This is a genomic window from Kitasatospora sp. NPDC049258 (assembly GCF_040678895.1).
Classification (GTDB): Bacteria; Actinomycetota; Actinomycetes; order Streptomycetales; family Streptomycetaceae; genus Kitasatospora.
The window spans coordinates 303,732-327,666 of the sequence record NZ_JBFAQT010000002.1; the positions used below are offsets into that span (position 1 = coordinate 303,732).

General features: G+C 73.1%; 19 protein-coding genes and 2 pseudogenes. 14 read left to right on the plus strand and 7 right to left on the minus strand.

Annotated elements, in window-relative coordinates; translation table 11 throughout:
- Nucleotides 1-266 precede the first annotated feature (266 nt).
- Nucleotides 267-776, plus strand: a complete 510-nt coding sequence (locus tag AB0K43_RS03155; protein ID WP_363635183.1) for a flavodoxin domain-containing protein — start codon at nucleotides 267-269, stop codon at nucleotides 774-776.
- A gap of 318 nt (nucleotides 777-1,094) precedes the next feature.
- Here AB0K43_RS03155 and AB0K43_RS03160 read toward each other — a convergent pair whose 3' ends face one another.
- On the minus strand, nucleotides 1,095-1,856 hold the full coding sequence (locus tag AB0K43_RS03160) for an aquaporin (protein ID WP_363635185.1): 762 nt from the start codon (nucleotides 1,854-1,856) through the stop codon (nucleotides 1,095-1,097).
- A 179-nt stretch (nucleotides 1,857-2,035) separates the two neighbouring features.
- On the opposite strand from AB0K43_RS03160, the gene AB0K43_RS03165 reads away from it, so the two are divergent.
- The 8 genes and pseudogenes from AB0K43_RS03165 (at nucleotide 2,036) to AB0K43_RS03200 (ending at nucleotide 10,674) form a co-directional block, all read left to right on the plus strand.
- Nucleotides 2,036-2,728, plus strand: a complete 693-nt coding sequence (locus AB0K43_RS03165) for a response regulator transcription factor (protein ID WP_363635187.1) — start codon at nucleotides 2,036-2,038, stop codon at nucleotides 2,726-2,728.
- A 109-nt stretch (nucleotides 2,729-2,837) separates the two neighbouring features.
- Nucleotides 2,838-3,119 carry an SHOCT domain-containing protein gene (locus AB0K43_RS03170; RefSeq protein WP_363635189.1) on the plus strand — a complete coding sequence of 94 codons (282 nt, stop codon included), beginning with the start codon at nucleotides 2,838-2,840 and terminating at the stop codon, nucleotides 3,117-3,119.
- Nucleotides 3,120-3,143: 24 nt separating this feature from the next.
- Nucleotides 3,144-4,145 (plus strand): hypothetical protein, encoded by a 1,002-nt coding sequence (locus AB0K43_RS03175; RefSeq protein WP_363635191.1) that lies wholly within the window; start codon nucleotides 3,144-3,146, stop codon nucleotides 4,143-4,145.
- A gap of 96 nt (nucleotides 4,146-4,241) precedes the next feature.
- Entirely contained in the window at nucleotides 4,242-4,910 is a 669-nt protein-coding gene (locus AB0K43_RS03180; RefSeq protein ID WP_363635269.1) for a DUF4389 domain-containing protein, read from the plus strand.
- 37 nt (nucleotides 4,911-4,947) lie between these two features.
- The gene (locus AB0K43_RS03185) at nucleotides 4,948-7,257 is read left to right on the plus strand and encodes a cation-translocating P-type ATPase (RefSeq protein WP_363635193.1); all 2,310 of its coding nucleotides are present in this window, start codon (nucleotides 4,948-4,950) and stop codon (nucleotides 7,255-7,257) included.
- A 136-nt stretch (nucleotides 7,258-7,393) separates the two neighbouring features.
- Complete coding sequence (locus AB0K43_RS03190; protein ID WP_363635195.1) at nucleotides 7,394-9,133, plus strand: GAF domain-containing protein; 1,740 nt, start codon at nucleotides 7,394-7,396, stop codon at nucleotides 9,131-9,133.
- Between the two features lie 268 nt (nucleotides 9,134-9,401).
- A pseudogene (locus AB0K43_RS03195) lies at nucleotides 9,402-9,587 on the plus strand (DUF1918 domain-containing protein); the annotation flags it as partial.
- Nucleotides 9,588-10,191: 604 nt separating this feature from the next.
- A complete protein-coding gene (locus tag AB0K43_RS03200; RefSeq protein ID WP_363635197.1) occupies nucleotides 10,192-10,674 on the plus strand; it encodes a pyridoxamine 5'-phosphate oxidase family protein in 483 nt (160 codons plus the stop codon).
- 115 nt (nucleotides 10,675-10,789) lie between these two features.
- On the opposite strand, the pseudogene AB0K43_RS03205 reads toward AB0K43_RS03200, so the two are convergent.
- The 4 genes and pseudogenes from AB0K43_RS03205 to AB0K43_RS03220 form a co-directional block, all read right to left on the minus strand.
- Nucleotides 10,790-11,317, minus strand: a pseudogene (locus AB0K43_RS03205) (SPFH domain-containing protein); the annotation flags it as partial.
- A gap of 93 nt (nucleotides 11,318-11,410) precedes the next feature.
- Nucleotides 11,411-12,427 (minus strand): 1-phosphofructokinase family hexose kinase, encoded by a 1,017-nt coding sequence (locus AB0K43_RS03210; protein ID WP_363635199.1) that lies wholly within the window; start codon nucleotides 12,425-12,427, stop codon nucleotides 11,411-11,413.
- 191 nt (nucleotides 12,428-12,618) lie between these two features.
- On the minus strand, nucleotides 12,619-13,902 hold the full coding sequence (locus AB0K43_RS03215; protein WP_363635201.1) for a cation:proton antiporter: 1,284 nt from the start codon (nucleotides 13,900-13,902) through the stop codon (nucleotides 12,619-12,621).
- 655 nt (nucleotides 13,903-14,557) lie between these two features.
- The gene (locus AB0K43_RS03220) at nucleotides 14,558-15,070 is read right to left on the minus strand and encodes a hydrogenase maturation protease (protein ID WP_363635203.1); all 513 of its coding nucleotides are present in this window, start codon (nucleotides 15,068-15,070) and stop codon (nucleotides 14,558-14,560) included.
- 171 nt (nucleotides 15,071-15,241) lie between these two features.
- On the opposite strand from AB0K43_RS03220, the gene AB0K43_RS03225 reads away from it, so the two are divergent.
- The 5 genes from AB0K43_RS03225 to AB0K43_RS03245 are packed head-to-tail and all read left to right on the plus strand — an operon-like array spanning nucleotide 15,242 to nucleotide 19,844.
- Entirely contained in the window at nucleotides 15,242-16,396 is a 1,155-nt protein-coding gene (locus AB0K43_RS03225) for a 4Fe-4S dicluster domain-containing protein (RefSeq protein WP_363635205.1), read from the plus strand.
- Entirely contained in the window at nucleotides 16,393-16,863 is a 471-nt protein-coding gene (locus AB0K43_RS03230) for a cyclic nucleotide-binding domain-containing protein (RefSeq protein WP_363635207.1), read from the plus strand. The genes AB0K43_RS03225 and AB0K43_RS03230 overlap by 4 nt, the downstream gene beginning before the upstream one ends.
- Nucleotides 16,860-17,678 carry an FAD/NAD(P)-binding protein gene (locus tag AB0K43_RS03235; protein WP_363635209.1) on the plus strand — a complete coding sequence of 273 codons (819 nt, stop codon included), beginning with the start codon at nucleotides 16,860-16,862 and terminating at the stop codon, nucleotides 17,676-17,678. Before AB0K43_RS03230 ends, AB0K43_RS03235 begins: the two co-directional genes overlap by 4 nt.
- A gap of 1 nt (nucleotide 17,679) precedes the next feature.
- Complete coding sequence (locus AB0K43_RS03240) at nucleotides 17,680-18,468, plus strand: oxidoreductase (protein ID WP_363635211.1); 789 nt, start codon at nucleotides 17,680-17,682, stop codon at nucleotides 18,466-18,468.
- A complete protein-coding gene (locus AB0K43_RS03245) occupies nucleotides 18,465-19,844 on the plus strand; it encodes a nickel-dependent hydrogenase large subunit (protein WP_363635213.1) in 1,380 nt (459 codons plus the stop codon). The genes AB0K43_RS03240 and AB0K43_RS03245 overlap by 4 nt, the downstream gene beginning before the upstream one ends.
- 27 nt (nucleotides 19,845-19,871) lie before the next feature.
- Here the strand turns inward: AB0K43_RS03245 and AB0K43_RS03250 are convergent, their stop codons facing one another.
- Nucleotides 19,872-22,811 (minus strand): cation-transporting P-type ATPase, encoded by a 2,940-nt coding sequence (locus tag AB0K43_RS03250; RefSeq protein WP_363635215.1) that lies wholly within the window; start codon nucleotides 22,809-22,811, stop codon nucleotides 19,872-19,874.
- A complete protein-coding gene (locus tag AB0K43_RS03255) occupies nucleotides 22,808-23,686 on the minus strand; it encodes a universal stress protein (protein ID WP_363635217.1) in 879 nt (292 codons plus the stop codon). Before AB0K43_RS03255 ends, AB0K43_RS03250 begins: the two co-directional genes overlap by 4 nt.
- Nucleotides 23,687-23,935: the final 249 nt, after the last annotated feature.

Here is a 23,935-nt window from a genome sequence, read left to right on the forward strand (position 1 = left end):
CCCGCCACGACGCGCTCCGCCGTCCCCGCGGATGGATCCGTGCGCACTCGCACATCCGACGAACACCCGCATGAGCCGCATCCCGGATCAGGCTCGCCACCTCGCACCCCCCGCGCGGCGTCCCGCCGACGGGTGGCGGCAGGGCCGACCGGCCCGGGAAGGAGGGCGAGCGGCCCTGGCCCGGGTACGGCGTTCGGGCCACGCTGGAGCTGTCGGCCGGACCGACGCAACAGGAGCCACCACCGCCGACCCACCGGAGGAATCCCATGAAGCGGCAGAAGATCCTCGTGGCCTACGGCAGCAAGCACGGCGCCACCGTCGGCATCGCCGAGGAGATCGGTCGTGCCCTGGCGGAGGACGGGTTCGACACCGATGTCGTCCCCGCCGCGGACGTCCAGGACGTGACGCAGTTCGACGCCGTCATCCTCGGCAGTGCGCTCTACGCCGGCCACTGGCAGCGCTCTGCCCTGAGCTGCGCCGACCGCAACGCCGAGGCGCTGGCCCACCGTCCGGTCTGGCTGTTCAGCAGCGGCCCGGTGGACAGCTCCGCCGAGCAGCACGAGATCGCGCCGGTGCCCGGCGCGGCCGAGGCCATGGAGGGCCTGCACGCCCGCGGGCACGTCACCTTCGGCGGCAGTCTGACCTCCGAGACCTCCGGCTGGATCGCCCGGACCCTGGTCAAGCACGGCAAGGGTGGCGACTTCCGGAACCCGGAGCAGATCCGGAGCTGGGCCCACGAGATCGGGAACGAGCTGCGCTCCCAGCAGCCGGCGTAGCGCCGAGGGGGACGGAACGCGTTCGCGCCCGCCGCCCGCCCACGGCATGGTGCAGCCGCAGCACGGTGCTCCCGGTGACTTCCACGGTGCCGACCCCGCCGAGGAAGGAGAGCAACCCGGGGCGGGGCTCGGGGCGAGGGGTGCCGCCGTCGGCCGTCATCGCGACCTCCCGACGGAATCTGGGCGACCCAGGTGTCCTGGGCCGCTTCGGCCAGGGTTGCTGGACCGCGCGGCCCGGTGCCGGCCGTCGGCCGGACGATCCCCGAGGCGGTCCGTGCGATGGACCACCGCCGGCGCCGCAGCCCCGTCGGCCGGCACTCAACTCGACCAGTCGTCGGGATCGGAGGTGTGCCTGTTGCGCGGCTCCATGTCGTCGGTGCCCTGAGCCGCGCGGGTGGCCTCGGTGCTGGGACGGCCGCGCAGGACCCAGGCCAGCGGCACCGCGAGGGCCGCGCCGACGAGCGGCCCGAGCAGGTAGATCCACAAGGGGCCGCCGTGTCCGCCGAGCAGGACGGGTGCCAGGCTCCTGGCCGGGTTCATGGACGCCCCGCTGACGGGGCCCGCCCACAGTCCGGCCAGGGCGATGTAGCCGCCGATGGCGATCGCCGCGTTGTGGCCGATGTTCCGGGCCCCGGAGGACGTGCCGAGGATGACCGTCATCAGTCCGAGGCTCAGCAGGACCTCCAGCGCGAACACCGCACCGACGCCGATACCTGCCCCGGGCCGGCTGGCTCCGACCTGCCCGGCCGTCCCGAACAGCGCGCGCAGCACGCCGGCCGCCGCTATCGCCCCCGTCAGCTGCGCGGCGACGTACGCCGGGACGCGCCGCCACGGGAAGTGCCCGCGCACGGCGAACGCCATGGTCACCGCGGGATTGAGATGGGCGCCGGACGTCTCGCCCAGGGTGTAGATCAGCGCCAGCACCATCAGTCCCGGGGCGACCACGGCGGCCGGCCGGCCCACCTGACCGCCGGTGACGCTGTCGACCACGCCCGCGCCGGCGGCGACCAGGACCAGGAAGAACGTTCCCACGCCCTCGGCGCTCAGCCGCCGCCACCCGGACCGTCGGCTCGTGGTCATCCGTCGCACCTCCCGGGTCGTCCCCTCCACGGTGCGCCGTACGCGCACCGGTCGGCCAGGGCCCATCGGGCCACGTCGGCGGTCACCCTGGTGCGTACGCCCCTGATGTCCTGTGCGGCAGGGCCGGGCCGCAGGGACAATCGAGGCAGGTGTCCGCCGTCCGGCTCAGGAGACGATCGATGGACGAGACCGAAGCCCCCCGCTCCGGGCAGCCCCTGCGGGTGTTCCTGCTGGACGACCACGAGGTGGTGCGGCGCGGGGTGCGGGACCTGCTGGAGGCCGAACCCGACATCGAGGTCGTCGGTGAGGCCGGTACCTGCGCACAGGCGCTGGCCCGGGTGCCCGCCCTACGGCCCCAGGTCGCCGTGCTGGACGTACGGCTGCCGGACGGCAACGGGGTGACCGTCTGCCGCGAGCTGCGCGACCGGATGCCCGGGCTGGTGTGCCTGATGCTGACCTCGTTCGACGACGACGAGGCACTGCTGGACGCGATCATGGCGGGCGCGGCCGGATACGTCCTGAAGCAGGTCAAGGGCGCCGACCTGGTCGCCGCGGTGCGCACGGTGGCATCGGGGCAGTCGATGCTGGACCCGGCCACCACCCGCAAGCTGATGGAGAGCCTTCGCCACCACGACGAGTCCGACTCCGAGTCTGCCCTGTCCCGGCTGACCCCGCGCGAGCGGGAGATCCTGGTGCTGGTGGGGGAGGGGAAGACCAACCGGGAGATCGGCCGGGAGCTCTACCTCGCCGAGAAGACCGTGAAGAACCACGTGTCGCGGCTGCTCGCCAAACTCGGTGTCGAACGACGGCTCCAGGCAGCCGTGATCGCCGCGCACGCCGACACCGAGCAGCACCCGGCCCGGCCGCACTGAGCCCGACCGGCCCGGCAGTTAGAGCCGGTCGGCCCAAGCCGGGCTCCCCGCGACGGGCGCACCGTGGGGAGGGAGGCAACAGCCTCGCCCGCACGACCGGGAGCACGCGATGAGGTACTGGAACGGCCATGACATGGGTGGCTGGGGCTTCGGCCTCATGACCATCGCCATCCTGCTGCTCCTGGGACTGCTGGTCGTCATCGCACTCGCCCTGACCCGTCACCTCGGCCACCTGCCCCGGCAGGGCTCGCCCGGCCCCCCGGCGGCCCCGCCGCCGTCCGCGGAACGACTGCTCGCCGAACGCTTCGCCCGGGGCGAGATCGACGCCGACGAGTACCGCCACCGCCTGGACATCCTGAGATCCGGCTCCGCCGGGCCGGTATCCGGCTGAACCCGCCGAACCAGGGAGAACGCCATGGACACCTTGGCCCTCGATGCCGCCGCGGCGGAGCAACTGATCTCCGCCGCCGTCGCCGCGCCGTCCATCCACAACACCCAGCCCTGGCACTTCCGGCTGGACCCGGACACCTCGACCCTCCAGGTACGCGCGCTCCGGGAACGCTCGCTGCCGGTCACCGACCCGGACCGGCGTGCGATGCACATCTCCGTGGGAGCCGCGATCCTCAACCTCCGCGTCGCCGCCCGCCGAATGGGCTGGGCGCCGCTGGTCCGGTTGCTGCCCGACTCCGCCGAACCCGACCTGCTGGCCGCGATCGAACTGGACGAGGTCTCCCGTGCCCAGCTTGCCAGTACCACCGAGCTGTACGGTGCGATCTGGCGACGGCACACCGTCCGGACCCCGTTCACCGGACCGCCGATCCCCGCCGCGGTACTCGACCAGCTGGCCGAGACCGCGCTGGCGGAGGAAGCACTGCTGCGCTTCCCGGCAGGTGAGGAGCGAAGCCGGCTGCTGCGGCTGACCGCGGAGGCCGAACGCCGCAACACCACGGACCCCGACCGCGGTGCGGAGAGCCGTAGCTGGATCCAGGGGCCCGACGCTCCCGCGTACGGGATTCCCCGCGGCGCGCTCGGTCCGCAGGACAGCGCGGGCCGGATGCCGATGCGGGACTTCTCCGCCATCCACCCCGCCGAGCCGCTGCCGCCGGCTCCGTTCGAGGCGGAGCCGTGCATCGCAGTCCTCGCCACCCGGGGCGACGCGCCGGCGGACTGGCTCCGCGCCGGCATCGCGCTGGAGCACGTCCTGCTGGTCGCGACCCTGCACCAGGTCCGGGCGTCACTGCTGCACCAGGCCATGGAGTGGCCGGAGCTGCGCCGGGTCGCCCGCGACCCGCAGAGCGGCCCGGGCTACGTGCAGGTGCTGATCCGCCTCGGCTACGGGCCGGAAGGCGCCCCGACCCCCCGCCTTGCCGCTTCCGACGTCCTGGACCCCGAGGACCGCGGCCTCGGCCGGCCATGAGCGGGTCCGTCGGCCCTGGGCCGCCCAAGGGCGCTGGGAGACGCATGACCGCCGTGACAGCCATGATTCCGGCGGCATCCGAAGGAGATGATCCGCATGGCCTTCCCGGTGACCGGGCAGCCGGTGCGCGTCGACGCGCGGCTCGACCTGCCACTGTCACGTTGGTTGTGGCTGGTGAAGTGGGTCCTGGCGATCCCGCACTGGATCGTCCTGTTCTTCCTGTGGATCGCGTTGTTCCTCCTCAGTGTGGTTGCCTTCTTCGCGATCCTCTTCACCGGCCGCTACCCGCGCCCGATCTTCGACTTCAATCTCGGTGTACTGCGCTGGTCCTGGCGGGTGTCCTACTACGCCTACGGAGCGCTGGGCACCGACAGGTACCCCCCGTTCACCCTCGCCGAGGAACCCGACTACCCCGCGCACCTGGACATCGCCTACCCCGAGCAACTGTCCCGAGGCCTGGTGCTGGTCAAGTGGTGGCTGCTGGCAATCCCGCAGTACGCCCTCGTGGCGATCTTCGTGGGGGGAGGCCGGGAGGGCTGGGCCGGCGGCGGGCTTGTGGGTCTGCTGGTGCTGTTCGCCGGCGTCGCCCTGGCCGTGACCGGACGCTACCCGCTCGGGATCTTCGATTTGGTCGTGGGCCTCGACCGCTGGGTGCTGAGGGTCGCTGCCTACGCCGCACTGATGACCGACGACTACCCGCCGTTCCGCCTGGACCAGGGCGGATCCGAACCCGGCAGCCTCCCTGATGCGGCAGGACCGCGGTGACGGTCGGTCACCGTACCGGCTGGGACCGGAGGCCGAGGTGACCGCGTCTGCGCCCGGCACCACGCCGCCGTCCGATCTGCGGCCCCGGGGTCTGGACGACATCGAGGCCGCCCGGCGGCTGGCGCGGCACGGGCCCAACCGGATCCGGTCCGCGCCCGGCGTGCCGCTGTGGTCGAGAGTCGCCGTCCAGCTGCGCGACCCGCTGATCATGGTCCTGCTGGCAGCCGTCGCGCTCACCCTGGCGATCGGGGACCATCCGGACGCCGTCGTCATCACGCTGGTGATCGTGGTCAACACCACGGTCGGGGTGATCCAGGAGATCCGCGCCGAGAACGCGGTCGCCGCTCTGTCCGCCATGACCGCCCCCACCGCTCGGGTCCTGCGGACCGGAACGGAACGCGCGGTGCCCTCGGCCGTCGTCGTGCCGGGCGATGTGGTGCTGCTCGGCGAGGGCGACATCGTCCCGGCGGACGCGGTGCTGGAGCAGGCATCCGCCCTGCTTGTCGACGAGTCGATGCTGACCGGCGAATCCGTACCGGTGGACAAGGACGTCCACGGCGCGCGATCGGACGCCCGGCGCGTCCAGGCGGGCACGGTCGTCGTGCGCGGCCGGGCGGTCGGCACCGTCACGGCCACCGGAGCGAACAGTGCCCTCGGCCGCATCGCGGCCCTCCTCCAGCCGAGAGCCGAGCCCACCCCGCTGCAGCGGCGCCTGGCCGACCTCGGCAAAGTCCTGGCGCTGGTGGCCGTCTGCCTGTGCGTCGTGGTCTTCGCCCTCGGCCTGGCCCGCGGCCAGCCGCCCGCCGTCATGGGGGTGACGGCCATCAGCCTCGCGGTGGCGGCCGTCCCCGAGTCGCTCCCCGCCGTCGTCACCCTGGCACTCGCTCTCGGCGCGCGACGCATGGCCGCCCGCAACGCCGTCGTCCGCAGACTGCCCGCCGTGGAGACCCTCGGTTCGGTGACCGTGCTCGCCACCGACAAGACCGGCACCCTCACCGAAGGGCGCATGGTGGTCGAACAGGTGTGGACGCCCCACGGGACGGCCACGCTCACCGGCGGCGGCTACGAGCCGCTCGGCGAGATCCTGGTCGGTGGCCACCCGGCCGAGCCGGCCGACCTGCGCCCCGTCCAGGACCTGCTGGCCGTGGCGGCGCTGTGCAACGACGCCGTGCTGCGGCCCCCAGGGCAGGGCGCCCGGGACCGGGACGGCCGGTGGACCGCGCTCGGCGATCCGACCGAGGCGGCGCTGCTGGCCGCCGCCGTGAAGGGCGGCTGCGACCACGACCAGCTCCTGAGGGAGCGGCCGCGGTGCGGCGAAGCCCCCTTCGACAGCATCCGCAAGCGCATGACCACCCTGCACCGTGAGCCGTCGGGCGAGGTCCAGGTCTGCCTGAAGGGCGCCCCCGAGACGGTCCTCGACACCGCCCTGCTCGACGAACCACCGCACCTGCTCGAACGCGCCCGCCGGGAGGCCGGCCGCCTCGCCGCGGACGGCTACCGTGTCCTCGCCGTCGCCACCGCCCACCGTCCCGAGCCGCCGACACAGGTCGAGGACGCCGAGACCGGGCTGAGATTGCTGGGCCTGACCGCGATCAGCGACCCGCCGCGACGTGCCGTTCCCGCCACCCTGGCGGCCTGCCACAGGGCCGGGATCACCACTGTCCTGATCACCGGTTACCACCCCGCCACCGCCCACGCGCTCGCCGTCCGGGCCGGCCTGCTCGACGCCGACGCCCCACGCGCCGACGTGGTCACCGGCCCCGCCCTGCGACAGGCCGACATCGGCGTCGCCATGGGGCGGCGCGGGACGGAGGTGGCCAGACAGGCCGCCGACCTCGTCCTCGCCGACGACGAGCTGACCAGCGTCGTCGCAGCCGTCGAGGAGGGCCGCCGGGTCTACGACAACATCCGCCGCTTCCTGGTCTACGGACTCGCCGGAGGCGCCGCCGAGACCCTCGTCATGCTCCTCGGCCCCGCCGTCGGCCTCGCCCTGCCGCTGCGCGCCGGCCAGATCCTGTGGATCAACCTGCTCACCCACGGCCTCACCGGCGTCGCGACGGGTGCCGAGCCGGTGTCCCCGCACACCATGAGCAGACCCCCGCGTCCGCCGCACGAACACGTGCTCGGCGCCGGACTCTGGCAGCACGTCCTGATGCTCGGGGCGGTGGTCACCGCGGCGAGCCTCGCGGCCGGCATCTGGGCCCACGAGACGGGGCGCCCGTGGCAGAGCGTCCTGTTCGTCGCACTGCTGGCGGCACAGCTCGGCGTGGTGCTCGGGCTGCGCGACCGACTGTTCACCCGCCTGAGCACGCGATCGGGCCGCCGCGCAGGACGAGCCGCCGGCTGAGTCGCTCCACGTCGTTCGGCATGCCCCGGGAGGCGCCAGCCAGGGGCCTCGGACCGGAGGGACAGCCCGGGGCGCCCGCTCTAGTCTGGGACCAGGGGGCAGCGCAAGCCGTGACACCTGCGAACGGAGCGATGCGGTGGGCTCACCCTCGGAACCGGGCCCCACCGGCTCCGCGCAGTCGAGACTCGACGAGTGCCTGAGCGCCTCGAAGTCGCGTCCTGACACCGCGTACGACACCAGGAACCGGATCCACAGTCTCCTGGAGGCGGTCCTCGTCGTCGGCCGCGGCCTCGACCTCGGCCAGGTGCTCCAGCACATCGTGGAGGCCGCAGTCACTCTCGTGGACGCGCAGTACGGGGCGCTGGGCGTCATCGGTGAGGACCAGCGGCTGTCGCAGTTCATCCCCGTCGGCATCGACCGGGAGCAGATCGAGCGCATCGGCCCGCTCCCGCGCGGGCACGGCCTCCTGGGCGAGCTGATCCGCCATCCCGAGCCGCTCCGGCTGGCAGAGATCTCCGGACATCCGACCTCGTACGGCGTGCCGGAGCACCATCCGCCGATGCACACCTTCCTGGGGGTGCCGATCCGGGTCCGCGACATGGTCTACGGCAACCTCTACCTGACCGAGAAGCGCGGCGGCGCGCAGTTCGACGCCGAGGACGAATCCGTCCTCGCGACCCTGGCGGTGGCGGCCGGCGTGGCGATCGACAACGCCCAGCTGTACGCCCGGGCGAGGCTGCGCGAGCGCTGGCTGGCGGCGAACGCGGAGGTCACCAACAGCCTGCTGGCGGGCGGCTCGCAGCAGGAGGTGCTCGACCTGCTGATCGCACGGGCAGCCGACATCGCCGGCGCGGACCTGACCGTCGTGGCGCTGCCCCTTCCCGACGACCGCAACCTCGAAGTGCGGGTCGCCGTCGGACTGGACGCCGACGTGCACCGGGGGCTCGTCCTGCCGAGGAAGGGGTCCTTCGTGGGCACCGCCGTCGAGACCGGCGGGCTGGTCACCACCCCCGATGTACGAAGGGACCCGAGGATCACGGCCGGGCCACCGCGATGGGCCGGGCTCGGCCCGGCGGTGGCCGTACCCATCGGCACGGCGGCAGGAGGAGTCCGCGGTGTGCTGATGCTGGTCCGGGCAACGGGCAGACCCGCTTTCGAGCCGGAGGAGTCCACCCCCCTGGCGGGTTTCGCGGGGCAGGCCGCCGTGGCGATGGAGCTGGCCGAGCGCCGCAGGGACTCCGAACAGGTCGCGCTGCTGGAAGAGCGCGACCGGATCGCCCGGGACCTGCACGATCTGGCGATCCAGAGGCTGTTCGCCACGGGGATGACCCTGCAGGGCGCGATCCGCTTCATCGAGCACCCCGAGGCGTCGGAGCGGGTGCTGCGGGCCGTCGACGACCTCGACGAAACGGTGCGGACGATCCGCTCCAGCATCTTCGGACTGCGGGCGAGGGAGCAGGGGCCCGCTGCCCGCGGGCTGCGCGGCAGGGTGGTCGCCGCGGTCGACCGGGCCGCCGCCGGCCTCGGCTTCTCCCCCGGGCTGAGGATGGACGGTCTGCTGGACCTTCGGGTGCCCCCGCCGGTGGCCGATGAGCTGGTCGCCGTTCTGGAAGAGGCCCTGTCGAACGCCGTCCGCCACGCGCGCGCCCACCGGGTCGAGGTGGACCTGAGCGCGGACGGCGAGCTGGGTTTGACGGTCACCGACGACGGGGTCGGCCTCCCGCCGGACGGTCCCCGAAGCGGGCTCGCCAACCTCGCGGAGCGGGCGCAGCGCCTCGGCGGGAGCTTCCGGGCCGGTGCAGGACCCGACGGCGGGACCCGATTGGTGTGGCGGGTACCGCTTCCCCCGCCGGAAAGCCGGGCGCCATCGAGCTGATCCGCACAGCGGTAGGGCCGGCGGCGTCGAGCACCACGCAACCCGCGGTCCCCTCCGCCCGGCAGATCAGGGCCGAACGCCCCCTGACCGGCCTGACAGCCCCAGTGCCCCGGATGGCGGTGAGAGGGAGAGTGGAAGCATCCGGATGTCCGGCAGCTCTGGCGACTGCGGCTCCTCGGACACCGTGCCGGACCCGGCTGGACCCGTCACCAGCGAGGCCGCACGCAGGGTGGGCGCCACCGGACGCACCGACAGGAAGGAGGCCGGGATGAAGGCGGCAGTAGGGGACCAGCTGATCATCGAAGGCCCGAGCACGGGCGCGCCACGCCGTGACGGTGAGGTCGTCGCCCTGCACCACGAGGACGGCACCCCGCCCTACGACGTCCGCTGGTCGGACACCGGCCGGGTGACCCTGGTGTTCCCGGGGCCCGACGCCCATGTCCACCACTTCGAGCGCGCTCATCACCTGCGGACGGGGCCGGCCGCGGCTGGCGCGTCCCGTGAAGGTGGCGCCGATTGACGGTGCGGGACCGCCGTCCGACGAGCGATGGCAGGGCAGGCGACAGCCGAGCCCGGCCGGCCGGAGCCCTCCGCCTGATCCCACGTCACCGCGGCAGGTGCACTCCGTGCCTGAGCGGGAGGCTCCGTGTGCTCGGCCCATGTGTGATGGTCGCCGAGGAGGCGCATCCTCGGCCACGAGGCCGTCGGCGCCGCCACCGGGACCGGGACCGGACCGGGCGTCAGGACGCAACTCACCGCACCGGCCGGCGCGTCGTGCCGTCGCCGTGATGGCCTGCTCGACTCGGCGCTGGAGAACCCGAAGGCCGCACTGGCAGGCGTCCGTCCCCGGGCCCAGGGGCAGGCGGCAGGGGATTAGGGCCGTTCGGCGCCCCTTGCGGCCCGAGCAGCCCCCCGTTCGAGGCGACGGAGACGCGCACGCTGGCCAGTGGGCGGGGTTTTTCCGCCCATGGACTCACCGGAGGTGCCCGCTGTCATGTGCAGGAATTCCCTCGGCGACCTGCGGTCGGACCCGACAGGATCGGTTGCACGCGCAGCCCGTGAACCTGCCGCCGCAGCACTTGGAGGTGGACCCGATGGTTCGCTCTGACCCGAGTCGCGATGTCCCGAACAGGCGATCGGCGGACGGCCACGGAGCCGAGGAGTGCACACGGGAACAGAGCCTGGACCTGCTCCGGCGGACGGAGATCGGGCGGCTCATCCACACCGATGACGCGATGCCCGCCGTAACTCCGTCCTGTTTCACCCTGGACGGCCTCGGCGAGGTGGTCATCCCCTTGCCTGCAGGCTGGCGCGTCGACGTGATGGACGGGGAAGTGGTCGGGTTCCAGGCGGACCGTTTCGACGAGCACACGCTTCTAGGGTGGACCGTGCTCATCGTCGGCCGGTCCCACCTGGTGACCGACCCCGTCGCGGTCGCTGACCTGCGCCACCGGGGCCCCCGCCGGTGGGGGCACCGACCGACCAGGGGCTACCTGAGCATCCACCCTGAACTCGTCACCGGCCGACGGTTCGGATCATGACCCCACCGGCACCACTCGGGCACACACCGGCCCGGCCGTCGGCCTTCCGTGCGATGCGCTCCATCCGTCGCCGGCGAACGCCGCGTGCCCCCCGGACGGAAAGGGACGGCGACGTCTACGGGGTCCCGGTTGCCCCGTTGGGTGGCGGTACGTGAACGGGGTTGGGCGCAGGCAGGTGAACGGGCTTCGCCGGGAGCGGGGTGTCCAGGGGCGGCTGCGGTGCGGGAGCGGCGGCGGCTGCCTCGCGGGAGAGGAAGGAGCCGAGTTCGCCGATGGTGCTCATCAGGGGTGCGGGGAAGACGACGGTGCTGTTCTTGTCGACGGCGATCTCGACGAGGCTCTGCAGGTTGCGCGGCTGGAGGGCGAGCGGGTGGGCCATCATCGTGTCGGGCAGTTGGATGTCCTTGAGTTCGACGAGGGTGACGTCCACGCCCCGTTCGGTCGTGGTGACGTCCAGGACCTGGCGGATGTCCAGGTTGATGCGGTCGGTCTCGGAAAGGGTCTCGTCCAGGGTGTGCCGGCCGACGACCTTGCGCAGGGTCGTCTGAGCGATCTGGTTGATCGCGGAGTTCACGTTCTCGATGGCGATGACCGACTTGATGGCGTCCACGACGCGGAAGTAGGCGACGGCGGAGACGTCGACGCTGACGTTGGATCGGCATGGCCCGGCGAGCGAACGACGCGCCCGGGCACGGACGGCCGGGAGGACAGCTCGGTCATGAGCTGGCTTGCCGTTTTATCCCAACCGCTTTATCCCAACCGCGGGGAGGAGGGATTCGGCCACCTCTCGATCGAACGGTCCGGTGTCGGGACTGAGCACCGACGCGGCAGCCACGGCCACCCCGAGGGCACAGGCCTCCACCGGATCGGCGCCCGCGGCCAGCCGAAAGGTGAGTGCGGCCACCATGGCGTCTCCGGCCCCGGCGTCGCTGAGCGGCTCCCCGGGCAACGGCGGGGCTCGCAACTCGTTGTGGCCTTGGCTGGTCGAACAGAGTGCGCCCAGTTCGCCGAGGGTGGTAATGGCGATCTCGGTCGCTCCTGCGGCGAGCAGGTACTCGTTGACGGCGCGGGCGTCGTCGAAGCTCCGGACGGCCCGGCCGACGAGGCCGGAGGCCTCGTGATTGTTGCACCTCCGCAGAAAGACGCCCTCGTGCAGCGACTCGCGCAGGGCCCGTCCCGAGGTGTCCAGCACCAGCCGGGCCCCGGCCTCCTCGACCCGGCGGGCGACAGCCGCATAGAAGGCATCGGGCAGGCCGCTGGGCAGACTGCCGCTGGCCACGACGTACTGGTGACTGCCGGCTGCCCGGTCCAGCACGTCCAGGAGGCGCCTTCCCTCGTCCTCCTCCAGCCGCGGGCCTGGCGGCACGATGTGATAGCTGCGGCGTGACTCGGTTTCGAACAGCACGAATGCTTCGCGCGTCTCACCCGCGATCCCGAGGGCGAGGTGGTCGACCCCCTCCTCGTCCAGTAGCCGGTTCAGGCGCCGGCCGACCTCGCGGCCGGCCGTGTGGACGGCGGTCGCCCGGCCTCCGAGGCGCGATACGCCCCGGGCGACGTTGATTCCTCCGCCGCCGGCAGCCACGAACCTGATCCGGGCACGGGTCTTGCCGACGTCGGTCAAGCGGTCGACCTCACAGCAGATGTCGACGGTGGGGTTCACCGTCAGCGTGAGGATCGCGGACGTGGTCTCCGACAGTGGAGCCTTCCCACCGCTTCCCGCCGCAAGCGGACCGGACACTTCGGTGCCGCTCATCGCGGTGACACGGCAGGCGCGATCCTGAAGGCCTCGATCAGGTCCGGGATCGGAGGCCACTGCGCACGCCTCCGGAGCAGTTCGCCGGCCATCTCGACCTCCTGACACGGTTGTTCCCTCCATGGTGCTGCGCGCGCACGGGAAACGCGATCGGGCGCCCCGCGCCCTGATGCCGACGCTGCTTGTGGCTTTCACTCCCTGAGCCGACCGTGCCGCGGGGTGCGGCGGATGAGGCGTCGTTCGGGGATTTCGGCCGTGGTGGTGGGGGTGCCAGCCGCTCCGTGCGAGGCGGTGAGACGGGGGCCGTAGCGTTTGGCGAGCGGGTGTGCGGTGAGCCCGTGGGCCAGGACGCTGAGCAGCACCGTGAACGCGATCACGGTGACCGCCGGCCGCGCCGCAGGCCCGTCGAGGTCCTCCAGTGCGAGGAGCCCGAAGACGACGGATGCCAGGCCGCGTGGTCCGAACCAGCCGACGAACAGTGCGGCGGGTCGGCCGAGTCCCGCTCCGGCCAGAGCGAGTGCCACCGGCAGCATCCGGATCACCGTCAGGCTGAGTACCGCGTACAGCACCGTCTGCCAGGTCAGGGCCTCCAGCGCCGGGACCACCGCGACCACCCCGAAGACCAGCCAGACCAGCAGCGAGAGCAGGGCGCCGGTCTCCTCGACGAAGGGGACGAGGGTGGCCGCAGGGCCACCGGCGGCGGTGAAGGCCAGGCCGCCGGTGAACGCCGCGACGAACCCGTTGCCGTCCAGCGCCACCGCCGCGGCGTAGCAGCACAGTGCCAGACCCAGGACCGCGGCGCCGGCGAAGCCGTCGGCCACCCACCCGCGACCGCGTCCCACTTTGACCAGCCGTCCGCCGCCACCGCCGACCACGACCCCGATCAGCACGCCCAGCGCCAGTTCGGTCACAGCCTTCCCGGGCCCGGTGTCGCCGACGTGCTCGGCGGTGGACGCCCCCGCGATGGCGACCAGCACGACCGGGGTCGCGATCCCGTCGTTGAGTCCGCTCTCAACGTTGATCAGCCGCCTTGTCCTGGCCGGAACCGACCGGTCTACCATCACGGCCGCACCCAGCGCCGCATCCGTGGGTGCCAGCGCCGCGCCGACGAGCAGGGCGAGCCAGACGCTGTCCACCCCGGGCAGGACGAAGGCGGCCAGTGTCCCGAGCCCGATGGACAGTGGCAGTCCGACCAGCAGCAGCCGCAGACACAGCCCCAGATCCGGCCGCAGCTGACGCAGCCCGACCCGGGACGCGTCGGAGAACAGCACCAGCGCCAGCGTTACCTCGGCCAGGACCTTCACCACCTCCGGGCCGGGAGTGATCCCCAGCGGGGCCAGCGGGCCGTGGGTCAGCAAGACACCGGCGCCGGTGAACACGATGGGCCCGGTCACGTCGAAACGCTCCAGCCGCGCCGACAGGATCCCCCACACGAAGACCAGCCCGGCGATGATCGCCAGATCCGAGACCGTCATCGCCTCACCTCGTATCGGCGCCGGACGCGCCGCAGGCAGGCGCCTCTGCGGGTGCGACCGACCCGTACCGCCACGACGGCGCAGTGCGGGTGACGTCCCGCCCATCGGCCTCCACTTGCACGGCGTCGGTCCTCACTCGAGCGGACGCGCGCCCGGTCGGACACGGGGCTGGCGTCGTGTCCGCCGGGTTCGGGTCGTGTGGTCATCGGTGACGATGCGTCTTCGCTGCCGACGCCGGATGGTGAGGAGCAGGCGGTCCGTGTCCCGACCGGCTCGCAGGACCCGCCCCGGTCCGCTGTCGGATGGGCGATCGACCGCAGTTCCTCGGGTCTTCGGACTGCATCACCGCTCTCTCCGTTCGGGGACTCCTCCGCCGGAAGGCAGGGACGGCAAGGATGCCGATGCCGGGAACAACAGTCATGCACAAACCACCACACCGCAGGTCGGTCGGCGAGTCGGCGCCCACCCTTCTTCGCGGTTGATCTCCTTGAAGGAGTGCCGGGCCGTACGGCGACGACCCCGTGCGTCATCACGTTGCCGACAGTGCGGTGCCGCACGGTCCTGACTCCTCCCTCGCGGGCCTCTGTCCACACCGTCCACCTAGGTCGGCGCCTCCGGCAGGGCCGTTCGGGGCGGGGCTCGAACGGCCGCCGGCTCACGGGTCGTCCCAGCGGCCGTCGACGCCGTGGTGCTGCGTGATCCGGTCCACGATCTGTTCGGTGAGGCTCTCCATGGCGGCCTGGACCGGTGCCGACAGACCTGTACCGGGGGAGTGGTCCGCTCCTTCCACGGCGTACACGATCAGCGTCCGTGGCAGGCGGTTCAGCACACGGGCGAGTTCCACGGCATCGCCGAGGCCGAGCCCGTGGGAGCTCGTCGCGCTGTCGGCCCGCGCGAGCCGCCCGCCGTCCAGCTCCAAGCGGTGCACCCGGCCGGGCTGCCCGGGGTGCGCGTGCGCCGCGTCCACGACGACGGCGAGGTCCGCGCCGTCCCAGTGGGAGATCAGCCGGGCGGGGTCGCCGTCGCACCTCACGAGGACGGCCCCACCCGGCAACGGATGCATCCCGACGCGTTCCGCGAGCCGGCCGACGACGGCCCAGCCGACGCCGTCGTCCCGCCGGTAGTCGTTGCCGACACCGATCACGGTGACCCGCGCAGTCGTGTTCACCCAGCCTGCCCTTCCCGCGGGTGAGGTCCGCCAAGCTCCCGGACGCCGTAGGAGCCCGTATGAGGTGGGGACAGAGCCACCTGGACCACGCCGGCATCGTCTTCCCGCGCCGGAGGCGAGTCGCTCCACATACTTGGCAGCAAGACGGCATCGGTCCGGGGAGGTGCAGCGGTGACGGACGGCAACAGCGCGGCGGTGATCGACAAGGGCGGCCTGAGCGCGCTGATCGCGGTCCTCGCAGGCCGTGGCCGCACGGTCATCGGCCCGACCGTCCGTGACGGGGCGATCGTGCTGGCCGAGCTCTCCAGCGGAGCGGACCTGCCGTACGGCTGGGGGGTCGAGTTGGAGGCCGGCGTCTACCGGCTGCGGGCGCGCGAGGACGGTGCCGCGTTCGCGCACAGTGCGGGGCCGCAGTCCTGGAAGACCTTCCTGCATCCGCCACGGGTGCGGGAGTGGAGCGCCGAGCGCACGGCCGACGGCGGCCTGGTGGTGACCGCGGACGCCTCCGTGCCCCCGTCGTACGCGTTCCTCGGGGTGCGCCCCTGTGACCTGCGGGCCATCGCGATCCAGGACCGGGTGCTGACCGGCGGCAGCCATGCCGACCCGGCCTACCGGGGGCGCCGTGAGCGGGCCTTCCTCGTGGCGGTGGAGTGCACCGAACCGGGCGCCACCTGCTTCTGCGTGTCGATGGGCACCGGGCCGGCCGTGGGGCCCGGCTACGACCTGGCCCTGACCGAGGTGCTCGACGGCGACGGTCACAGGTTCCTTGTGCGGGCCGGGAGCGAGGAGGGCGAGGCGGTCCTGGCCGAGCTCCCGCACCGCCCGGCCGACGGCGCCACCCACGCCGCAGCTCACGACCGCGTGGCCGAAGCCGCGGACAGGATGGGCCGCAGCATGCCGCCGGTGGACCTGCGGACGCTGATGCGCGAGACCCTCACCGCCGAACGCTGGGACGACGTCGCCGCCCGCTGCCTGACCTGCGGCAACTGCACCATGGTCTGCCCGACCTGCTTCTGCACCAGCACCGAGGACGTGACGGATCTGACCGGCGACCACGCCGAGCGCTGGCGGCACTGGGAGTCCTGCTTCGACCTCGACTTCTCCCACCTGCCGACCGGACCGGTCCGGGAGTCGCCGCGCAGCCGCTACCGGCAGTGGGCCACCCACAAGCTCGGCACCTGGTTCGACCAGTTCGGCAGTTCGGGGTGCGTGGGCTGCGGTCGCTGCATCGTGTGGTGCCCGGTCGGCATCGACATCACCGAGGAGGCCCACGCGCTCGACCGGGAGCGTGCGGCCCGTTCGGCCGGGGGAGCGGGCCCGCCGTGACCCCGGTGCAGCGGGGCTTCCTCGGCACTCTGCCGCCCGGCCACCGGGACCGGCTGGCCGCGTTCGCCCGTGACGTGTCGATCCCCGCAGGTACCCGGATCTTCGAGGAGGGCGGCGTGGCCGACCGGTTCTGGATCATCCGCTCCGGGGGAGCCGCACTGGACGTCCACATCCCGGGCCGACGGGCGGCGGTCGTGGAGACCCTCGGGGAAGGAGACCTGCTCGGCTGGTCCTGGCTGTTCGAGCCCTACCGCTGGCACCTGGGCGCCCGGGCCCGCGGCACCCTGCTGGCCGCCGAGTTCGATGCCGGGCGGGTCCGCGCCGGGTGTGCGCGGGACCCGGCGTTCGGTCTGGCGATCACCCACGGGGTCGCGGCGGTGATCGCGCGCAGACTGGGAGCGACCCGCGCCCGCCTGCTGGACCTCTACGGGCCACCCGGCACCGAGACCGGCGGAGCAGTGGGATGACGGCGCCCGCGGCCGCACCTCCGGTCCCCTACCGGTTGGTCGCACGTACGCCCGAGGCGCCGGACACCGCCACGCTCGTGCTGGAACCCGTCCGAGCGGCGCTGCCACCCTTCGCACCCGGGCAGTTCGCGATGGTGTACGCGTTCGGTGTCGGCGACATCCCGCTGTCGGTCAGCGGGATCGACGGGGAGCGGCTGACCCACACCGTCCGGGCGGTCGGAGCGGTCTCCGCCGCCCTGCACGGGCTGGAGGCCGGCGCGACGGTCGGGGTGCGCGGCCCGTTCGGCACGGGATGGGAGCTGCCCTCAGCGGCCGGGCGGGACCTGCTGGTCGTCGCCGGCGGCATCGGCCTGGCACCGCTGCGCCCGCTCGTACGTGCCGCCCTCGCCGCGCCGCGGGAGTACGGGCGGCTGAACGTCCTGATCGGCGCCCGCACGCCGCGGGACCTGCTCTACGTCCCGGAGACCCGCGCATGGGGCCCCTCGGCGCGGCTGCTGGTCACCGTCGACCGCCCCGACGACCGGTGGGACGGCGAGGTCGGTGTCGTCACGACCCTGCTCGACCGTGCCGACCTCGATCCGCGGACGGCGGCGGCCTTCGTCTGCGGCCCGGAGCCGATGATCCGCGCCACCGCCGCGGAACTCGTGCACCGGGGCACCGACCCCGACCGGATCGCGGTCTCGTTGGAACGGACCATGCACTGCGCCACCGGCCACTGCGGGCACTGCCAGCTCGGCCCGCTCCTGCTGTGCCGCGACGGCCCCGTGGTGACCTGGACGGCCGCCCGACCCCTCCTCCTGGTCAGGGAGTTGTGACATGACCGCCGCCCCCCGCAGGCGTCCGAAGCTCGCGGTCTGGAAGTTCGCCTCCTGCGACGGCTGCCAGCTCACCCTGCTCGACTGCGAGGACGAACTCCTCGGCCTCGCCGACCAGGTGGAGATCGCCCACTTCCTGGAGGCCTCCAGTGCGAGCGCCCCCGGCCCGTACGACCTGTCGCTGGTCGAGGGCTCGGTGACCACCCCGCAGGACGTCGAACGGATCCACCACATCCGCGCCGTCTCCGCGCGCCTGGTCACCATCGGCGCCTGCGCCACCGCCGGCGGCGTCCAGGCGCTGCGCAACTACGCCGACGTCGCCGAGTTCCAGGCCGCCGTCTACGCCCGCCCCGACTACATCGCCACGCTCGCCACCTCCACCCCGATCAGCGCCCATGTGCCCGTCGACTTCGAACTGCGCGGTTGTCCCATCGACCGCCGCCAGCTCCTGGAGGTCATCACCGCCCACCTGGCCGGACGCCGCCCGGACATCCCCGCGCACAGCGTCTGCTTCGAGTGCAAGCAGCGCGGCACGGTCTGCGTCACGGTCGCCCACGGCACCCCCTGTCTCGGCCCGGTCACCCACGCCGGCTGCGGCGCCATCTGCCCCACGTACGGGCGCGGTTGCTACGGCTGCTTCGGGCCGAGCAACTCCGCCAACCTCCCCTCCTTCGTCCCACTGCTGCGCCGCGACGGCATGGACACCCTCGACGTGGTGCGGGTGCTGCGCACCTTCAACACCGCGGCCCCCGCGTTCGACGCGGCCGCACGGACGGAGGAGGAACGGTGACCCATCGCGGCTCCAGGGTCCTGCACGTCGGATCGCTGTCGCGCGTCGAGGGCGAGGGCTCCCTGTATCTGCGGGTCCAGGGCGACGAGGTCGCCGAGGCGCGACTGGCCGTCTACGAACCCCCGCGCTTCTTCGAGGCGTTCCTGCGCGGACGCTCGTACACCGAACCGCCCGACATCACCTCCCGGATCTGCGGGATCTGCCCGGTCGCCTACCAGCTCAGCGCCTGCCGGGCGATCGAGGACGCCTGCGGCGCCGTGGTGGACGGGCAACTGGCCGCGCTGCGGCGGCTGATCTACTGCGGAGAGTGGATCGAGAGCCACACCCTGCACGTCCATCTGCTGCACGCACCCGACTTCCACGGCTGCGACAACGTCGTAGAACTGGCCCGATCCAGGCGCGCGGACGTCGAACGCGGGCTGCGGCTCAAACAGGCCGGCAACGCGATCATCGAACTGCTCGGCGGCCGCGCGATCCACCCGGTCAACGTCCGCCTGGGCGGCTTCCATCGAGTCCCCAGCCGATCCGAACTGCGACCACTGGCCGAGCAGTTGCGCCGGGCGCGCGAGGACGCCGCGCTGACCGTGCGCTGGGTGGCCGGATTCGACTTCCCCGACGCCGGGTGCGACCACGACCTGCTCGCCCTGTCCGAACCCGACACCTACGCCATCGAATCGGGCACCCCGACCGTCATGGCCGCACCGCACACCGCCGCACTGCCCGCCACGACCCGGCGAGCGCTGCCCACCCGCACCTTCGGCGTCCGGGAATTCGGCGACCACGTCACGGAGAGCCAGGTCCCGCACTCCACCGCCCTGCACGCCCGGCTGGACGGCCGCCGCCACCTGACCGGGCCGCTCGCCCGGTACGCCATCAGCGGACGCCTGCTCTCGCCGGTCGCCGCCCAGGCCGCCCGGGACGCCGGACTCGGCGACCCCCGGAAGGGCGACGTCTGCCGCAACCCCTACCGCAGCATCATCGTGCGGGCGGTCGAGGTGCTCCACGCCGTCGACGAGGCCCTGCGCCTCATCGAGGCCTACGAACCCCCGCCGCGCCCGTACGTCGAGGTCCCGCCGAGCGCCGGCACCGGCCACGGAGCGACCGAGGCACCCCGCGGCCTGCTGTACCACCGCTACACCCTGGACGCGCAAGGGACCGTCACCGAGGCGGTACTGGTCCCGCCGACCGCGCAGAACCAGGACGCGATCGAGGAGGACCTCCGCCGCACCGTGCAGGAACACCTGCGGGCGGGGGAGCCCACCGACGCCGAGCTGACCGCGGTGTGCGAACGGGCCATCCGCAACCACGACCCGTGCATCTCCTGCTCCACGCACTTCCTCGACCTGACCGTCGACCGGACCGGAAGCGGCGCCTGACCCCACGCTGCCTTCGGACCTCGCCGCTCACGGCGGTTGACGGCCGTGCTCGGCGGCGACCCGACGGGCGTGGGCGACGGTCTCCGCAGCGCTCTGTTCGCTGACGCCGAGGGCGTGCGTGAGGCGGTGGGCGCTCCAGCCGTGGCGGGCGAGCAGGACGGCGACCGGGTGATGCCCCAAGGCCGCGGCAGGGGGCCGCGGCGGCTCGGGGGCGAGACGTGCAGGCGTCACGGGCGCGGGCGTGCGGCGCCGTACCAGGGCTCTGCGCAGTTCGTCCGCGCCCCAGACGACGAAGGGGAACGGTGCCACGATCGCCAGTTGGCCGGGACCGAGCGCGGCGGTGCCGAACACATGGTGCAGCGGCGGGAGGTAGACGATCGCGGCGGCGAAGGTGAGCGAGAACCCGATGCCGATGAGCAACTGGCGGTTGCTGAGGACGCCGATGGAGCGCAGCGAGGCGCGTTCGGTGCGGGCGGCGAAGGCGGTGCCGATCTGGCAGGTGACGATGCCGAGCCAGGTCACCGTGGTGGCCTGCTGGTACGTCAGGTGCAGGGCGGAGCCGGGGCCGGTCGGGTCACCGGGGTGCCAGCCGCCCAGGGTCAGGGTGAGCAGGAAGCCGCCCATCACGAGACATGCGGAGATCAGACCGAGGAAGCCCCAGGCCCGGGCCAGCATCGCGGGTTGGATCACCTTCTCGCCGCGCGGGCGGGGCGGGCGGTCCATCAGCCCGGGTTCGGCGCGTTCGCGGCCGAGCGCGAGCGCGGGGAGGGTGTCGGTGCCGAGGTCGACGGCCAGGATCTGCATCACCGTGAGCGGGAGCGGGATGGCGCCGCCCGCGAGGGCGAAGACCAGGAAGGGGACGACCTCGGGGACGGCGTGGGCGAAGATGTAGACGATGAACTTGCGGATGTTGTCGTACGTCCGCCGGCCGGCCTCGACGGCCGCGATGATCGTGGCGAAGTTGTCGTCGGTCAGCACCATCGTGGCGGACTCGCGGGCGACGTCGGTGCCGGAGCGGCCCATGGCGACGCCGATGTCGGCCCGGCGGAGCGCGGGCGCGTCGTTCACCCCGTCCCCGGTCATCGCGACGGTGTGGCCCTCGGTGCGCAGGGCGTCCGCGATCCGGAGCTTGGCCTCGGGGGAGGTGCGGGCGAAGATCACCTCCTCGCCTCGCGCGAGCAGCGTGTCCAGCTCCCGGTCGGCCATGGCCGCCAGTTCGGTGCCTGTCACGATCCGGGAGCCGCGATGGCCGATACCGACCTGGCCGGCGACGGCGGCGGCGGTCAGGCCGTTGTCGCCGGTGACCACGTGGACGGTGATCCCGGCGCGGTGCGCGAGGGTGATCGCGCCGGCCACCTCGGGCCGGGCCGGGTCGGCCATCGCGACCAGGCCGACCAGGCACAGGTTCTGCTCGGCCTCCTCACGCCGCTCGGGCGGAGCCTGGCCGGGCGGAAGGGGCCGCCGGGCCACGGCGAGCACCCGTAGTCCCCGGGCGGCCAGGGTGCCGACGGCGTGCACCACCGCGGTCCGGTCGGCCGGGGTGACCAGCCGCTGCACACCGTGCTCGAGGATCCGGTCGGCCCGGGTGAGGACTTCCTCGGGTGCGCCCTTGGTGTGCAGGACGACCGTGCCGTCCTCGGCGTCCGCAGTCGTCATCAGCTTGATGCGGGGATCGAAACGGAACAGCGCCCGCCGGTCGAGATCGCGCTGCTCGGGCACGCACGCCACACCGAGCCGGCCGGCCAGATCGAGCAGGGCCACCTCGGTGGGGTCGCCGTGGCCTGCGTCGGGGTGGGCCGTGGTGCAGGCTGCCGCCGTCGCGGCGAGCTGCCGGACCTCCGGCGCCGGATCCGACGGACCGTCGACGGCGGTCTCGCCGCTCGGCGTCCAGACGGCGATGGCCAGCATCCGGTTCTCGGTCAGTGTGCCGGTCTTGTCGGTGCAGACGACCGTGGTCGAACCGAGCGTTTCGACGGCGGAGAGGCGCTTGACCACCGCCCCGCGCCTGGCCAGGTCGCGTACCCCGGAGGCCAGCGACAGCGTGATCGTCGGGAGCAGACCCTCGGGCACATTGGCGACCAGCAGACCGATCGCGAAGCTCACCGCGGCCGCGAGCGACAGCCCGGCGGCCAGGCCGATCGGAAGGAAGGCCAGCCCCACCCCGATCGCCACCAGCGCGATCAGCCTGGCGGCCCGCTTGACCTGGAGCTCCAGCGGACTCTCCTCGCGCCGGGTGCGCTGGCTCAGCGCCGCGATCCTCCCCAGCTCGGTGTGCATCCCGGTGGCGGTGACCACGGCCTGTGCCTGTCCGCCGGTGCAGGCCGTCCCGGAGAACAGCAGGTCGCGGGCGTCGAGCAGTGATCCCTCGACGTCCACCAGCTCCGCCGAGCGAAACACCGGCACCGACTCACCTGTCAACGCCGAGAGATCCACCTCCACCCCGCCGGACAGCAACCGGGCGTCGGCGGAGATGCGTTCGCCCTCCTCGACCACCAACACGTCCCCGGGGACCAGCGACACGGCCGCCACCTCCCGCCGCACTGCGTCGCGGACCACGGTCGCCTGCTCGGGAAGGAAGGCGGCCAACGCCTCCACGGCCTTCTCGGCCTGCTGCTCCTGGGCGAAGGCGAGCGCGGCGTTCAGCAGGATCACGGCCACGATCGCCACCGCCAGCGCCGGAGCCCCGCTGACGGCTGCGAGCACCGCCGCGAGCGCGAGGAGCAGGGCCAGCGGATGGCTGAACTGCTGCGCGAGCTCACGGGGCCAGCGCCGCCCGCCACGCCGGGCCAGCGTGTTGGGACCGTACACGGCCTGGCGGCGGGCCGCCTCGCGTTCCGGCAGGCCCCGCTCGGAGGTGCGCAGGTCCCGGAAGAGCAGAGCGACCGGCTCGCGCGGGTCGGGGGCATCCCGTTCGTCGAGCCGTGGGTTCGCGTCCTGGCGCAGGGTGCCTGGACCGTCGGGCCTCATGCGCTCGGGTGGTCGGCCGGCCAGGGCACGGTGACGACCGGGCAGTGCGCGTGGTGCAGGAGGCCGTGCGGCACGGAGCCGAGCCGCATACCGGTGAAACCGCCGTGTCCGCGACGCCCCACCACGACGGCGAGGGCGTGTCTCGAGGCATTGGTCAGTTCCTCCACGGGGTGGCCGCGGATCACCTCGTGCGTCACCTCCACGTCGGGGTACCTGGCGGCGTGCCCGGCGGTGGTCTCGGTCAGCAGCCGCCGCAGCGTCTGGACGGCCGTCTGCTCGTCGACGCGGGCGATCAGTTGCGACTGCCAGACCCAGATGGCTCGCAGGGCGGCTCCCCGTCGGGCCGCAAGGTCGAAAGCGGTGTCGGTGGCGGCGGCCGACGACGGGCTGCCGTCCACTCCGACCACGAGGTAGGGCGGGGCCTGGGTGATGTGCTCGGGTTCACGCACGACCACCACCGGGCAGGAGGCCTGGGCACTGACCGGGACGGTCACCGAGTAGGCACTGAGAAACTCCGCGGCACGGGAGAGCCGTCGCGAGCCGAGCACCACGAGTTCGCCCTGCCGCGATTCCCGGCACAGCACCTGGCCCGGATTGCCGTCCACCAGGGAACTGGTCATCTCCAGGCCGGGCCGCCGCTCGCCTGCGAATGCCGCGGCCTTGTCGAGCATCTGCCTGCCGTTGTGATGCAGCTCCTCGCGGTACCGCTGTTCGAAGCCCCGCAGATCCGTGGTCGGCTGTGGGACGGCATGGACCAGCAGCAACGGCAGTCTCCGGCGATCCGCCTCGTCGGCAGCCCAGGACGTCGCGAGCAGGCTCGGGCCTCGGGCATCGACACCGAAGACGATCGGACGGCGTCTGCTGGCGGATGCCATGGCTCCTCCACCGGTGATCGTGGGCGGCCCGAATCCTGGGCCCTGTTCGTACCGTAGGCACGGTCAGCATCTGATGGCAGGGCCGAGTGGCCCCAACGCAACGGCCGGGCAACCCCCGGGGGCCCACCCGTGGCTCGGCCTCGCCAGGCCCTGCTGGGCGCGGCGGGCTGTGCTGGTCAACGGCGTGTCGCCGCAGTCGGCCCGGCCGGTGTCGCGGCGTCCTTCGGGCTCCCGGCCCGTCGGGCCCCC